Annotated in this window: 10 protein-coding genes; all 10 read right to left on the bottom strand. The window is 72.4% G+C overall.

What is annotated here, in order from left to right:
• Nucleotides 1-67: 67 nt before the first annotated feature.
• A complete protein-coding gene (locus tag IF61_RS0103760; protein ID WP_030364758.1) occupies nt 68-1,528 on the bottom strand; it encodes a glutamate synthase subunit beta in 1,461 nt (486 codons plus the stop codon).
• Nucleotides 1,521-6,092 (bottom strand): glutamate synthase large subunit, encoded by a 4,572-nt coding sequence (gene gltB / locus IF61_RS0103755; RefSeq protein ID WP_030364757.1) that lies wholly within the window; start codon nt 6,090-6,092, stop codon nt 1,521-1,523. Before gltB ends, IF61_RS0103760 begins: the two co-directional genes overlap by 8 nt.
• 323 nt (nt 6,093-6,415) lie before the next feature.
• Nucleotides 6,416-7,147: a VIT1/CCC1 transporter family protein gene (locus IF61_RS0103750; RefSeq protein WP_030364756.1), complete on the bottom strand. Its 732-nt coding sequence runs from the start codon at nt 7,145-7,147 to the stop codon at nt 6,416-6,418.
• A gap of 386 nt (nt 7,148-7,533) precedes the next feature.
• Nucleotides 7,534-8,451, bottom strand: a complete 918-nt coding sequence (gene lgt, locus IF61_RS0103745; RefSeq protein ID WP_052392361.1) for a prolipoprotein diacylglyceryl transferase — start codon at nt 8,449-8,451, stop codon at nt 7,534-7,536.
• 83 nt (nt 8,452-8,534) lie between these two features.
• The gene (locus IF61_RS0103740) at nt 8,535-9,317 is read right to left on the bottom strand and encodes a DsbA family protein (protein ID WP_030364754.1); all 783 of its coding nucleotides are present in this window, start codon (nt 9,315-9,317) and stop codon (nt 8,535-8,537) included.
• 82 nt (nt 9,318-9,399) lie between these two features.
• Nucleotides 9,400-10,215: a tryptophan synthase subunit alpha gene (trpA, locus tag IF61_RS0103735; protein ID WP_030364753.1), complete on the bottom strand. Its 816-nt coding sequence runs from the start codon at nt 10,213-10,215 to the stop codon at nt 9,400-9,402.
• Nucleotides 10,215-11,456, bottom strand: coding sequence for a tryptophan synthase subunit beta (gene trpB / locus IF61_RS0103730; RefSeq protein WP_043187629.1), 1,242 nt, complete (start codon nt 11,454-11,456; stop codon nt 10,215-10,217). Before trpB ends, trpA begins: the two co-directional genes overlap by 1 nt.
• A 281-nt stretch (nt 11,457-11,737) precedes the next feature.
• Nucleotides 11,738-12,547 (bottom strand): indole-3-glycerol phosphate synthase TrpC, encoded by an 810-nt coding sequence (trpC, locus tag IF61_RS0103725; protein ID WP_030364751.1) that lies wholly within the window; start codon nt 12,545-12,547, stop codon nt 11,738-11,740.
• 159 nt (nt 12,548-12,706) lie between these two features.
• On the bottom strand, nt 12,707-13,135 hold the full coding sequence (locus tag IF61_RS0103720) for a DUF2752 domain-containing protein (RefSeq protein WP_245684380.1): 429 nt from the start codon (nt 13,133-13,135) through the stop codon (nt 12,707-12,709).
• A gap of 103 nt (nt 13,136-13,238) precedes the next feature.
• Complete coding sequence (locus IF61_RS0103715) at nt 13,239-13,472, bottom strand: HGxxPAAW family protein (protein WP_030364749.1); 234 nt, start codon at nt 13,470-13,472, stop codon at nt 13,239-13,241.
• Nucleotides 13,473-13,578: the final 106 nt, after the last annotated feature.

Raw genomic sequence — 13,578 nt, 5'->3', positions numbered from 1 at the left:
AACGACAGCGCGGCGCCTGCCACCTGTGGTCGGGGTGGGGCAGGCGCCGCGAGCTTTCGGGGACGGGTCAGACCGTCAGGGCGCGGTCCGTGGGGCGGACCGGGGCCGGCAGGGTGCTGGTGCCGGTGAGGAAGCGGTCCACACCGCGGGCGGCGGAGCGGCCCTCGGCGATGGCCCAGACGATGAGGGACTGGCCGCGCCCGGCGTCACCGGCGACGAACACGCCGGGGACGTTGGTGGCGTAGTCGGCGTCGCGGGCGATGTTGCCGCGGGCGTCCAGCTCCAGGCCGAACTGCTCGACGAGACCGTTCTGCCGGTCGGTGCCCGTGAAACCCATCGCGAGGGTGACGAGCTGGGCCGGAATGCGACGCTCGGTGCCCGGCTTCTGGACGAGCTTGCCGTCGGTGAACTCGACCTCGACGAGGTGCAGCCACTGGACGTTGCCGTCCTCGTCGCCCTCGAAGTGGGTGGTCGAGACGGAGTAAACCCGCTCGCCGCCCTCCTCGTGCGCCGAGGTGACCTTGTAGAGCATGGGGAAGGTCGGCCAGGGCTGGCCCTCGTTCCGCTCCTCCCCCGGCTTGGGCATGATCTCCAGCTGGGTGACGGAGGCCGCGCCCTGGCGGTGGGCGGTGCCGACGCAGTCGGCGCCGGTGTCGCCGCCGCCGATGACGACGACGTGCTTGCCCTCGGCGGTGATCGGGGAGACGGTCAGGTCGCCCTCCTGCACCTTGTTGGCCACGGGCAGGTACTCCATCGCGAAGTGGATGCCCGCCAGGTCGCGGCCGGGGACGGGCAGGTCGCGGGAGGTGGTGGCGCCGGCGGCGATGACGACGGCGTCGTAGCGCTTGCGGAGCTTGGCGGCGTCGATGTCGCGGCCGATCTCCACCTCGGTGCGGAACTTGGTGCCCTCCGCGCGCATCTGCTCGATGCGGCGGTTGATGTGCCGCTTCTCCATCTTGAACTCGGGGATGCCGTAGCGCAGGAGGCCGCCGATGCGGTCGGCGCGCTCGTAGACGGCGACCGTGTGGCCGGCGCGGGTGAGCTGCTGGGCGGCGGCGAGGCCGGCGGGGCCGGAGCCGATGACGGCGACGGTCTTGCCGGAGAGCCGCTCGGGCGGCTGCGGGGTGACGTCGCCCGCGGCCCACGCCTTGTCGATGATGGTGACTTCGACGTTCTTGATGGTGACGGGCTGCTGGTTGATGCCGAGGACGCAGGCGGCCTCGCAGGGGGCCGGGCAGAGCCGGCCGGTGAACTCGGGGAAGTTGTTGGTCGCGTGCAGCCGCTCGCTGGCCGCCTGCCAGTCGTCGCGGTAGGCGTAGTCGTTCCACTCGGGGATGAGGTTGCCGAGCGGGCAGCCGTTGTGGCAGAAGGGGATGCCGCAGTCCATGCAGCGGCTCGCCTGCTTGCTGATGACCGGCAGCAGCGAGCCGGGAACGTAGACCTCGTTCCAGTCGCGGACGCGCTCGGCGACGGGGCGGGTCTGCGCGACCTCGCGCCCGGTGGTCAGGAAGCCCTTGGGGTCAGCCATTGGTCGCCGCCTCCATCATCTTCTCGTGGGTCTCCGTCTCGGAGAGACCCGCTCGCTCGGCGGCGTCCTTGGCGGCGAGCACTGCCTTGTAGGTGGCCGGGACGACCTTGCTGAAGCGGCCGGCGGCGGTGTCCCAGTCGGCGAGGAGGCCGGCCGCGACGGTGGAGGCGGTCTCCTCGTGGTGGCGGCGCACGACGTCGTGCAGCCACTGCCGGTCGTCGGCGCCGAGGGGTTCGACGGCGGCGGCCAGCTCCTTGTTGACGTTGTCGGGGTCGAGGTCGATCACATAGGCGGCGCCGCCGGACATGCCGGCCGCGAAGTTGCGCCCGGTCTCGCCGAGGACGACGGCCCGGCCGCCCGTCATGTACTCGCAGCCGTGGTCGCCGACCCCTTCGGAGACCACGGTGGCGCCGGAGTTGCGGACGCAGAAGCGCTCGCCGACGCGGCCGCGCAGGAACAGCTCGCCGCCGGTCGCGCCGTAGGCGAGGGTGTTGCCGGCGATGACCGAGTACTCGGCGAGGTGGTCCGCGCCGCGGTCGGGGCGGACGACGATCCGGCCGCCGGAGAGGCCCTTGCCGACGTAGTCGTTGGCGTCGCCCTCCAGGCGCAGGGTGACGCCGCGGGGCAGGAAGGCGCCGAAGGACTGGCCGGCGGAGCCCGTGAAGGTGATGTCGATCGTGTCGTCGGGCAGGCCCGCGCCGCCGAAGCGCTTGGTGACCTCGTGGCCGAGCATGGTGCCCACGGTCCGGTTGATGTTGCGGATGGGGACCTGGGCGCGGACGGGCCGGGCGTCCTCGGCGGAGGGGACCGCGAGGGCGTCGGCGGCGAGCTCGATCAGCTCGTTGTCGAGGGCCTTGGCCAGGCCGTGGTCCTGCTCGGTGGTGCGGTGGCGGACGGCCCCGGCGGGCAGGTCCGGCACGTGCAGCAGCGGGGCGAGGTCCAGGCCCCGGGCCTTCCAGTGGGTCACGGCCCGGCCGGTGTCGAGGAGCTCGGCGTGGCCGACGGCCTCTTCCAGAGTGCGGAAGCCCAGCTCGGCGAGGATCTCGCGGACCTCCTCGGCGATGAACTCGAAGAAGTTGACGACGAACTCGGCCTTGCCGCTGAAGCGCTCGCGCAGCACGGGGTTCTGGGTGGCGATGCCGACCGGGCAGGTGTCCAGGTGGCAGACGCGCATCATGACGCAGCCGGAGACGACGAGCGGGGCGGTGGCGAAGCCGAACTCCTCGGCGCCGAGGAGGGCGGCGATGATCACGTCGCGGCCGGTCTTCAGCTGACCGTCGGTCTGCACGACGATGCGGTCGCGCAGGCCGTTGAGCAGCAGCGTCTGCTGGGTCTCGGCGAGGCCGAGCTCCCAGGGGCCGCCCGCGTGCTTGAGGCTCGTCAGGGGCGAGGCACCGGTGCCGCCGTCGTGGCCGGAGATCAGGACGACGTCGGCGTGGGCCTTGGAGACGCCCGCCGCGACCGTGCCGACGCCGACCTCGGACACCAGCTTCACGTGGATGCGGGCGGCCGGGTTGGCGTTCTTCAGGTCGTGGATGAGCTGGGCGAGGTCCTCGATGGAGTAGATGTCGTGGTGCGGGGGCGGCGAGATCAGGCCGACGCCGGGCGTGGAGTGCCGGGTCTTGGCGACCCAGGGGTAGACCTTGTGGCCGGGCAGCTGGCCGCCCTCGCCGGGCTTGGCGCCCTGGGCCATCTTGATCTGGATGTCGTCGGAGTTGACCAGGTACTCGCTCGTCACGCCGAAGCGGCCGGAGGCGACCTGCTTGATGCTGGAGCGGCGCTCGGGGTCGTAGAGGCGCTCGGGGTCCTCGCCGCCCTCGCCGGTGTTGGACTTGCCGCCCAGCCGGTTCATGGCGATGGCGAGGGTCTCGTGGGCCTCGCGGGAGATCGAGCCGTACGACATGGCGCCGGTGGAGAAGCGCTTGACGATCTCGCTGACGGGCTCGACCTCGTCGAGGGGGACGGGCTCCCGGTCGGTGTTGAGGGAGAACAGGCCGCGGAGCGTCATCAGCCGCTCGGACTGCTCGTTCACGCGCTCGGTGTACTGCTTGAAGATGTCGTAGCGGCGGGCGCGCGTGGCGTGCTGGAGCCGGAAGACGGTGTCCGGGTCGAACAGGTGCGGCTCGCCCTCGCGGCGCCACTGGTACTCGCCGCCGATGTCGAGGCGGCGGTGGGTGGCCGCGATGCCGGTGGCCGGGTAGGCCTTGGCGTGGCGGGCCGCGACCTCGCCGGCGACGACGTCCAGGCCCGCGCCGCCGATCTTGGTGGCGGTGCCGTGGAAGTAGGTCTCGACGAAGCCCTCGTCCAGGCCGATGGCCTCGAAGACCTGGGCGCCGCGGTAGGAGGCCACGGTGGAGATGCCCATCTTGGACATGACCTTCAGGACGCCCTTGCCGAGGGCCTTGATGAGGTTGCGGATCGCGGCCTCGGGCTCGATGCCCGTAAGGAACGTCCCTGCGCGGACGAGGTCCTCGACGGACTCCATCGCCAGGTACGGGTTGACGGCGGCCGCGCCGTAGCCGATGAGCAGCGCGACGTGGTGCACCTCGCGGACGTCGCCGGCCTCGACCAGCAGGCCCACGTGGGTGCGCTGCTTGGTGCGGATGAGGTGGTGGTGGACGGCGGAGGTGAGCAGCAGCGAGGGGATCGGGGCGTGCTCGGCGTCGGAGTGGCGGTCGGAGAGGACGATGAGGCGGGCGCCGTCGGCGATGGCGGCGTCGGCCTCGGCGCAGATCTCCGTGAGGCGGGCGGCCAGGGCCTCGCCGCCGCCGGCGACGCGGTAGAGGCCGGAGAGGGTGACGGCCGCAAGGCCCGGCATGTCCCCGTCGGCGTTGATGTGGATGAGCTTGGCGAGCTCGTCGTTGTCGATGACGGGGAAGGGCAGGGTGACGCTGCGGCAGGAGGCGGCGGTGGGCTCCAGGAGGTTGCCCTGGGGGCCGAGGGAGGAGATCAGCGAGGTGACGAGCTCCTCGCGGATGGCGTCCAGCGGCGGGTTGGTGACCTGCGCGAACAGCTGGGTGAAGTAGTCGAAGAGCAGCCGGGGGCGCTCGGAGAGGGCGGCGATCGGCGAGTCGGTGCCCATCGAACCGATCGGCTCCGCACCGGCCTTGGCCATGGGCGCGAGGATGACGCGCAGCTCCTCCTCGGTGTAGCCGAAGGTCTGCTGGCGGCGGGTGACCGAGGCGTGGGTGTGCACGATGTGCTCGCGCTCGGGGAGGTCGGCCAGGTCGATCAGGCCGGCCTCCAGCCACTCCCCGTAGGGCGCGGCGGCGGCGAGCTCGGCCTTGATCTCGTCGTCCTCGACGATGCGCCCGCGCTCGGTGTCGACCAGGAACATCCGGCCGGGCTGGAGGCGGCCCTTGCGGACGACCCGGGCCGGGTCGATGTCAAGGACGCCGACCTCGGAGGAGAGCACGACGAGGCCGTCGTCGGTGACCCAGTAGCGGCCGGGGCGCAGGCCGTTGCGGTCGAGGACGGCGCCGACGAGGGTGCCGTCGGTGAAGGTGACGCAGGCCGGGCCGTCCCAGGGCTCCATCTGGGTGGAGTGGTACTGGTAGAAGGCGCGGCGGGCCGGGTCCATGGAGGCGTGGTTCTCCCAGGCCTCGGGGATCATCATCAGCACGCTGTGCGGGAGCGACCGGCCGCCGAGGTGGAGGAGCTCCAGGACCTCGTCGAAGGAGGCCGAGTCGGAGGCGTCGGGGGTGCAGACGGGGAAGAGGCGGTCGATGCCGCCGGCCCCGCTGTGCCCCTGGCCGGCAGAGCCGAACAGCTCGCTGGCCAGCTGGGATTCCCGCGCCCGCATCCAGTTGCGGTTGCCCTTGACGGTGTTGATCTCGCCGTTGTGGGCGACGAAGCGGTACGGGTGGGCGAGCGGCCAGCTGGGGAAGGTGTTGGTGGAGAAGCGGGAGTGGACCAGCGCGATGGCGGTGGCGCAGCGGCGGTCGGAGAGGTCCGGGAAGAAGGGCTCCAGCTGACCGGTGGTCAGCATGCCCTTGTAGACGATCGTGCGGGCGGAGAGCGAGGGGAAGTAGACCCCGGCCTCGCGCTCGGCGCGCTTGCGCAGCACGAACGCCTTGCGGTCCAGGGCGAGTCCGGTGTTCTCGTGGTCCGCGACGAACAGCTGGCGGAAGTCCGGCATGGTGGCGCGGGCGCTGGCGCCGAGCAGCTCGGGGGCGACGGGGACGGTGCGCCAGCCGAGGACGGTGAGGCCCTCCTCGCGGGCGATCGTCTCGATGGACGAGACGGCGGTGTCCGCCTCCGCGGGGTCCGGGGGCAGGAACGCGATGCCGACGGCGTACGCGCCGGGCTCGGGGAGGGCGAAGGCGACGCTCTCCCGCAGGAAGGCGTCCGGGACCTGCAGCAGGATGCCGGCACCGTCGCCGGAGTCGGGCTCGGAGCCGGTGGCGCCGCGGTGCTCCAGGTTGCGCAGGACGGTGAGGGCCTGTTCCACGAGCGCGTGGCTCGCCTCGCCGGTGAGGGTCGCGACGAAGCCGACGCCACAGGCGTCGTGCTCGTTCCGCGGGTCGTACATTCCCTGCTGGGCGGGGTGGGATGCGGATCGCATCTGCGGCTCCCGTCGTCGTCTTGGCAGTCCTGGCCGGCCGGCCAGTACATGTGCCGAGGGACGACATTGGCCCTCTGCGGAAGAAGTTGGTGCAGGTTACATGATGGGCTGCTTCCCGAAAAGTGGAAGCACCGGTTCAGCATGTGGACGCTGCGAGGTGATGCGGCGAGCTGCCGGAAGTCTTTGGGGATCGCCCGTACCGGCGGCGCCGGACACAGCACAGAGCGGGCGGCGTTGCCCGCTGCGCTCCCGGATTGTGCCCGGTCGTCGGGGGCCTGAAACCGCTCCGTCACATGCACGTTATGCGGGACCCCGCATAAGCATCACCCCAAGGCAGTGCCGAAGGCAATACCGAGGGCGTAAGTCACACCCGCCGCGGCCGCACCCAGGAACAGCTGGCGCAGGCCGCTGTACCACCAGGAGCGGGCCGTCACCCGGGCCACGACCGCGCCGCAGGCGAAGAGACCGAGCAGCGCCAGCAGCACCGCGGGCCACAGGGGCGTGGCCCCCAGCAGGTACGGCAGCAGGGGCAGGAGCGCGCCCAGCGCGAACGAACCGAACGACGACACCGCCGCGACCATGGGCGACGGAAGGTCGGAGGGGTCGATGCCGAGCTCCTCGCGGGCGTGGATCTCCAGCGCCTGCTCCGGGTCCCGGGACAACTGCATGGCGACCTCCATCGCCAGCTTCGGCTCCACGCCCCGCGACTCGTAGAGCGCGGCCAGCTCCGCCAGCTCGTCGGCCGGGTGCTTGTGCAGCTCGCGGCGCTCCACGTCCAGCTCGGCGAGGACGAGCTCGCGCTGCGACGCCACGGACGTGTACTCGCCGGCGGCCATCGAGAACGCACCGGCGGCGAGGCCCGCCAGGCCGGCGATCACGATCGTGTCCGAGGAGGCGGCCCCGCCCGCCACGCCCGTCATCAGCGCGACGTTGGAGACCAGCCCGTCCATGGCACCGAACACCGCGGGACGGAGCCAGCCGCCGTTCACGTCGCGGTGGGTGTGGTTGTCGCGGTGCGCTATGTGCGGTGCCGCAACGGCTTCCAGGACAGACATCTCCGGTTCGCTCCCTTCGCCGGGGCGTGACGGCTTGCCCGTGCGCCCCCCGATGCGTTCGAAGGTACGCAGGATGCGGGTGATCCGCTAGCAAGGAAGGCCTGGCTGACCTGGCAGAACGTACGCCCTGAGGCCGTCCGGCACGGGGCACCTCCGGTGGGGGGTGCGCGCAGTCGCGGCGGATTCTGCTTGCCTGCGGCAAGGGGCGCCGACCCGGCAGCGGACCTACGGCCCAGGGCGGCACGGCGCCGCCGGACACCTCCGGTGGAGTTGCGCGCCGTCGCGGCGGGGACCTTTGCGCCCTTGGCACGGGACTCGCGCCGCGGGCGCGAAAAACCCGCCGCGGCGGCGACTGGCCACTACGGCGGGTTCCGGCGGTGCCGGGGTCAGAGCTTTTTCGGGTTGGGGGGTGAGCCCTCCATGGGCGCGGCACCATTACCGCCCGGCTTGGCCGGGGCAACCGGTTCCTCGCCGGGCTCCCCGGGAACCGCCGGTTCCACCACGGTCTCCCGGCCAGGGACCCGCTTCGCGGAGACGATCATGTAGATGACGGCCGCCACGAACACCACGATCGACGTCCACCCGTTGAGCCGCAGGCCCAGCACGTGGTGGGCGTCGTCGACGCGCAGGTACTCGAACCAGAAGCGGCCCACCGTGTACGAGGCGACGTACAGCGCGAACGCCCGCCCGTGCCCGAGCGTGAAGCGGCGGTCCGCCCAGATCACCAGGCCCGCGATCAGCAGGCACCACAGCGACTCGTACAGGAACGTCGGGTGGTACGTGCCCGCGACCCGCCCGATCGCCGGGTCGGCGTCGATCTTCAGCGCCCACGGCAGGTCCGTCGGCTTACCGTAGAGCTCCTGGTTGAACCAGTTGCCCCAGCGGCCGATCGCCTGGGCCACGGCGAGGCCGGGCGCGAGGGCGTCCGCCCAGGCCGGCAGCGGGATGCCGCGGCGCCGGCAGCCGATCCACGCACCGACCGCGCCGAGGGCGACCGCGCCCCAGATGCCGAGGCCGCCCTCCCAGATCTTGAAGGCGTTGACCCAGTTGCGGCCCTCGCCGAAGTACAGCTCGTAGTCGGTGATGACGTGGTAGAGCCGGCCGCCGACGAGCCCGAAGGGCACCGCCCAGACGGCGATGTCCGCTACCGTCCCCGCCCGTCCGCCGCGGGCGATCCAGCGCCGGTTGCCCAGCCAGACCGCCACGAAGACGCCGATGATGATGCAGAAGGCATAGCCGCGCAGCGGGACCGGGCCGAGGTGGACCACGCCGGTCGAGGGGCTGGGAATGTATGCGAGTTCCATGACATCCCCGACGCTACCCTGCCGGGGCGACGGAACGGCAACCCACCCGGCGCAACAGCTGCGTAACGCCCTGCGCGCCCCGCTCAGCCCTTCGTGGCCTCCGCCACCATCTGCCGCAGCTTGTCCGGGGTGAGCGGGTTGGCCTGGTCGGCATAGATGCTCTTGCCGTTGAGGAGCACGGTCGGGGTGGCGCGGTAGGAGGTCTTGCCGAAGGCCTCGTGGGACTTCTTCACCCAGCTGTCGTGGGTGCCGTCGTCCACGCACGTGCGGAAGGCGGGCGTGTCCAGCCCCGGCACCTGGCCGGCCAGCTCCAGCAGGCGCGCCTTCTTGCCGAAGGCGTCGTCGGTCTCCGGCGGCTGGTTCTTGTAGAGCAGGTCGTGGTAGGCGGAGAACTTTCCGGCGTCCTGGGCGCAGGCCGCCGCGTTGGCGGCGTTGAGCGAGCCGCTGCCGCCGAGGTTGCTGTCGATCAGTGTGACGATGTGGTACTCGGCCTTGAGCTCGCCCTTCTGCTCGAGCTGGTTGACCGTGTCGCGGAAGCCGTTCTCGAACTGGGCGCACGCGGGGCAGCGGAAGTCCTCGTAAACCACGAGGGCCGCCTTCGCGGCGGGCTTGCCGACGGGGATGGTCACGCTGTCCTTGCCGGTGGCGCCCTGCGGGGCGACGAGCGGGCCGGCGGTCTCCTTCTTCTTGCCGCCGCCCGTCTTCGCCACGATCGCCGCGATCCCGGCGCCCGCGCCGAGCACGGCGACGACGGCCGCGGCGGCGATCAGCGTGCGCCTGCGCCTGCCTTTCGCCTCTTCGCGCTGGCGCTGTTCCTGCAGCCGCTCGCGGGCGCTGCGCTTACCGTCCGAGTTCTTCTGGCTCACATCCCCCTACAACGAACCGGGGGCGCGCCACAGCGCGCCCCCGGTCGCCGGTTCCTTCAAAAGAGTTACCCGCGCGAAGGGGTCACCCGCGCTTGCGGACGCCTTCGGCGAGCTCGCCCGCGAGGGCGCGGACGGCGGCCAGGCCCGTCTCCAGGTCGGGCGCGTCCAGGAGCCGCTTGACGAAGGCCGAGCCGACGATCACGCCGTCGGCGAAGGCGGCCACCTCCGCGGCCTGGGCGGCGTTGGAGACGCCGAGACCGACGCAGACCGGCAGCTCGGTGACCGCGCGCGTGCGCCGCACCAGCTCCTGCGCCTCGTTGCCCACGGACTCCCGGGTGCCGGTGACGCCCATCAGCGAGGCCGCGTACACGAAGCCGCTGCCCGCCGCCGTGATCTTGGCGAGGCGTTCGTCGCGGCTGCTGGGCGCTACCACGAAGACGGTGGCGAGGCCGTGCTGCTCGGCGGCCTTGCGCCAGGCCTCGGACTCCTCGACCGGCAGGTCGGGCAGGATGCAGCCCGCTCCGCCGGCGGCAGCGAGGTCGGCGGCGAACCGCTCCACGCCGTAGGCGTCGACCGGGTTCCAGTACGTCATGCACAGCACGGGCGCGCCCGTGATCTCGTGTGCTTCCTTGACCGTGCGGATGACGTCGGTGATCTTGATGCCGCCGCGCAGGGCGATGTCGTCGGCGGTCTGGATGACCGGGCCGTCGAGGACCGGGTCGCTGTGCGGCAGGCCGACCTCGACGACGTCGCAGCCGCCGTCGAGCATCGCCGTGACGGCCCGTACGCCGTCGTCCACGGTGGGGAAGCCGGCGGGGAGGTAGCCGACGAGCGCGGCGCGGTTCTCCGCCTTGGCCGCGGCCAGCACGGAGCTCAGCAGTTCGATGTTGCCCGCCATTACCGCTCCCCCGCCTCGTTGTCGTACAGCCCGAAGTAGCGGGCCGCCGTGTCCATGTCCTTGTCGCCGCGGCCGGAGAGGTTGACGAGGATCAGCCCGTCCTCGCCCAGCTCCTTGCCGATCTCCAGGGCCCCGGCGAGCGCGTGCGCGCTCTCGATGGCCGGGATGATGCCCTCGGTGCGCGAGAGCAGGCGCAGGGCCTGCATGGCCTCGTCGTCGGTGACGGCCCGGTACTCGGCGCGGCCGGCGTCCTTGAGGTAGGAGTGCTCCGGGCCGATGCCGGGGTAGTCGAGGCCGGCCGAGATCGAGTACGGCTCGGTGATCTGGCCGTCCTCGTCCTGCAGGACGTAGCTGCGGGAGCCGTGCAGGATGCCGGGGGTGCCGGCGGTGAGGGTGGCCGCGTGCTCGCCGGTGGCGAGGCCGTGGCCGCCGGGCTCGCAGCCGATCAGGCGCACGCCCTCGTCGGGGAGGAAGGCGTGGAAGAGGCCGATGGCGTTGGAGCCGCCGCCCACGCAGGCCACGGCGGCGTCCGGCAGGCGGCCGGTGCGCTCCAGGATCTGGCGGCGCGCCTCGACGCCGATGACGCGGTGGAAGTCGCGCACGAGGGCCGGGAAGGGGTGCGGGCCGGCGACCGTGCCGAAGAGGTAGTGGGTGCGGTCGACGTTGGCGACCCAGTCGCGGAACGCCTCGTTGATGGCGTCCTTCAGGGTGCGGCTGCCGGACTTCACGGCGATGACCTCGGCGCCGAGCATCCGCATCCGGGCGACGTTCAGCGCCTGGCGCTGCGTGTCGACCTCGCCCATGTAGATGGTGCATTCGAGGCCGAAGAGGGCGCAGGCGGTGGCGGTGGCGACGCCGTGCTGGCCGGCGCCGGTCTCGGCGATGACGCGGGTCTTGCCCATACGCTTGGTGAGCAGGGCCTGGCCCAGCACGTTGTTGATCTTGTGCGAGCCGGTGTGGTTGAGGTCCTCGCGCTTGAGGAAGACCCGGGCGCCGCCGGCGTGCTCGGCGAAGCGCGGCACCTCGGTGAGGGCGCTGGGGCGGCCGGTGTAATTGACCATCAGGTCGTTGAGCTCGGCGGCGAAGGCGGGGTCCGCCTTGGCCTTCTCGTACTCGGCGGCGACCTCGTCGACGGCGGCGACGAGGGCCTCCGGGATGAACTTGCCGCCGAACGCGCCGAAGTATCCTTCGGCGCTTGGAATCAGACCCTCCGGGTCCGGGACGAAGAATTCGCTGGGCATGCCGGTCTCCTCAGGAGATGAGTGAGGTTGACGTGATCACTGAGCTGGTGCTCAGCCACGCCATCGGCGCCCGTTGACCTGACCCGGCTCGCAGCCGATGTGGTACCTCACTCTGCGCCCCCGGACGCGACGCGCGGGCGCGCGGCAGCCCCGAGGGCGGCAGCCTCGCGCCAGGCGGGCGTAAGGGGCCTGCGCAAGCAGCCCGGCCGCGGGCACTCCGGCGGGAGCCGGGCGTCGGCCCGGCCCTGTGCGGCGGGTGCGGCGGCCGGACATCCGGGGCGTCAGCCCCTGCCGTGCCGCAGCGCGGGGTGCGCGCCCGCGGCGACCAGGTCGGCGACGGCCCCCTTGGGGTCGCGGCCGGTGACCAGGGACTCGCCCACCAGCACCGCGTCGGCGCCGTCGTTGGCGTAGGCGATGAGGTCGTGCGGGCCGCGCACGCCGGACTCGGCGATCTTGATGATGCCGTCCGGGATCTCCGGGGCGACCCGGGCGAAGGTGCCCCGGTCCACCTCGAGGGTCTTGAGGTTGCGGGCGTTGACGCCGATGATCCGCGCGCCGGCGTCCACCGCGCGCTGGACCTCCTCCTCGTCGTGCACCTCGACCAGCGGCGTGAGGCCGATCGACTCGGCGCGCTCGATGAGGGAGACCAGGGCCTCCTGCTCCAGCGCGGCGACGATCAGCAGGACGAGGTCGGCGCCGTAGGCGCGGGCCTCCCACAGCTGGTAGGCGGTGACGATGAAGTCCTTGCGGAGGATGGGGATGTCGACCCGGGCGCGGACGGCCTCCAGGTCGGCCAGCGAGCCGCCGAAGCGGCGCTCCTCGGTCAGGACGCTGATGACGGACGCGCCGCCCGCCTCGTAGTCGGCGGCGAGGCCGGCGGGGTCGGCGATCGCGGCCAGCGCGCCCTTGGAGGGGCTGGACCGCTTGACTTCGCAGATCACGCCGACGTTCTCGCCGCGGAGGGCTGCGACGCCGTCCCTGGCCTCCGGAGCCCTGGCGGCCCGCTCCTTGAGCTCGTCGAGGCTGACGCGCGCCTGCCGCTCCGCGAGGTCGGCACGGACGCCCTCGATGATCTCGTCGAGCACACTCACGCGAGCGGCCCCCTTCCGGACTCGGATGGTCTGGGCTGGTGCGGCGGGAATCCTCCCCCACCAGGTCTTGCGATGGTACTTGCCGCCGGGCGAAGGTTTCGCATCCGGTTGACGCGGGTCCCGGAGTGTGGACCGGAGCTGCCGCCCGCCGGACACCCGCTAGGGGGCGAGGGCGGCACCCGCGGGCAGGTTCCGCAGGACCGTGAAGAGCAGGACGACGGCGCCGAGGCCCCACCAATGGCGGGCGCGCGGCGACAGCGACACGCCCCCGCGGCCCCGCAGGGCCCTGGTGAACCACACGCACCAGAAGACGGCGAACGCGGCGTACGCGGCGACGGCCAGGGCGTTGGCCCCGAGCGCGCCGGGGAGGTCGCCGTGGGTGAGGGCGTGGAGGCCGCGCAGCCCGCCGCAGCCCGGGCAGTACAGGCCCGTGCAGCGCAGCAGGGGGCAGGCCGGGTAGCGGCCGGGGCGGTTGGGGTCCACGGCCGCTACGTAGCCGGCGGCCGCGGCGAGGCCGGCCGCGACGCCCAGCGGGGCGGCCAGCCGGCGCGCGCCGTCCCTCACCCGGCCCCTCGTCCAGCCCTTCACAGGGCACAGTCTCCGCCGGACAGCACGAAGGCGCAGCTCAGAGCCGTCGCACGGGGGTCGTACGGGCCCGGGGCCGCGCCTCGGGGCGTCAGCGGAGGGCGGGTCAGCCCTGGTTCGTCTGCCCGGCCACCTTCAGAGGAGCCCGCTTAGGCATGCCCATGCCCATCATGCTCATGACGCCGCCGACGATGCCGCCGATGGCAATGATGGCGATGCCGGCCCAGAAGCCGACCGGCTTGGCGGCCACGGTGAAGGCACCGGAGACGCAGAAGCCGATGAAGGCGATGGTGACACCGGTCCAGGCGGCCGGGGTGTGTCCGTGGCTGGTACCCGCCATGACTAAGACTCCTCGTTGCTGTGGCGCGCCCGCGGGCGCGGAGAACGCTCATGGTCATTGTCCCCGACGGCCGGGGCCGCCTCGATCCGGGGGGAGGCGGTAGGGC

The sequence above is a fragment of the Streptomyces roseoverticillatus genome, assembly GCF_000719265.1.
In the GTDB taxonomy this organism is placed as follows: domain Bacteria; phylum Actinomycetota; class Actinomycetes; order Streptomycetales; family Streptomycetaceae; genus Streptomyces; species Streptomyces roseoverticillatus.
Note: the sequence above shows the minus strand (reverse complement) of the source record. Positions and strands in the feature narration are given on the sequence as shown.